The sequence below is a fragment of the Kiloniella majae genome (assembly GCF_002118315.1).
Classification (GTDB): domain Bacteria; phylum Pseudomonadota; class Alphaproteobacteria; order Kiloniellales; family Kiloniellaceae; genus Kiloniella; species Kiloniella majae.
In genome coordinates this window covers 1-277 of the sequence record NZ_MTSZ01000027.1, presented here as the reverse complement: position 1 = coordinate 277, position 277 = coordinate 1, and the positions used below count along the sequence as shown (strand labels likewise).

The 277-nt window shown below is 53.4% G+C and carries 1 protein-coding gene; it reads left to right on the top strand.

Translation table 11 applies throughout. The features are described from left to right. Nucleotides 1-277: hypothetical protein (locus tag BKB51_RS21360; protein ID WP_198946831.1), on the top strand; the 277-nt coding region annotated here is incomplete at both ends.

The window sequence follows — 277 nt, the reverse complement described above, 5'->3', positions numbered from 1 at the left end:
AAAGCAAAAAAAAAGAGAGCAGGGAGGGGAAGCAAAAGAAAGAAAGGGGACAAAAGGCAAAAGAACCGAGGAGCCGGGGCCGAGAGAGGAAAGCCCTGGGGGAAGGGAAAACCAGAGGGAACACGGAGAGAGGAAAAGAAAGGAAAAAAATATGAGAAGAGGAGGAAGAGGGGGAAGGGGGGGGAGAAAGGGGGGAGGATTGAAGCCGGAAAGGAGGAGAAGAAGGGGGGGAAGTGGGAGAAGAGGAGGGTGAGGTGGACGTGGAAATGGAAGAGGA